This window comes from Aquirufa nivalisilvae, from assembly GCF_004307455.1.
GTDB lineage: Bacteria > Bacteroidota > Bacteroidia > Cytophagales > Spirosomataceae > Aquirufa > Aquirufa nivalisilvae.
Genome location: NZ_SEWX01000024.1, coordinates 1 through 500 on the forward strand (window position 1 = coordinate 1; position 500 = coordinate 500).

The window sequence follows — 500 nt, forward strand, 5'->3', positions numbered from 1 at the left end:
CTGCTTGGTTCAATACGTTATCAACTCCACTTCCTAAACCACTAATCGTTCCTGTTAACGTACTTGTTACTGTTACATTCGTTCCTGATGCATTGAAACTAGTTACTGTATTACCATAAGCATCTTGCGCTGTCAAGGTATTGGTCCCTGTAAAGGCAGTACCATTAATCTGTGGACTCGTTAAGCTTACCACCAATTTACTGAAGCTCGATTCTGAGGCGGTTACTGATAAACGATCTGATCCAGCTGCAACAATCGTTCCATCCGTAGCTGCTATGGTCGCTAGCTCTGATTTGTACAATATCATTGATGCCGTCGCTACTCCATTCGTGAAGCTTAAACTAGTTGCTGTACCAAAATCTGTACCGCCAACCGTTGGTACTGTCACTGGACTACTTGAACTATTCGCTCCTGAGAAGGTAATATTATGTGAGCCTGTATACCCTGTTGCCGTATTTCCTTGAGCATCTTTCGCTGTTACGGTAATCGTTTGAGGACTG

Annotated in this window: 1 protein-coding gene; it reads right to left on the reverse strand. The window is 43.4% G+C overall.

Annotated features, from left to right (window positions below; translation table 11 throughout):
* A partial coding sequence (locus EWU22_RS13380; RefSeq protein WP_161566874.1) for a hypothetical protein occupies positions 1-500 on the reverse strand: 500 nt, incomplete at both ends.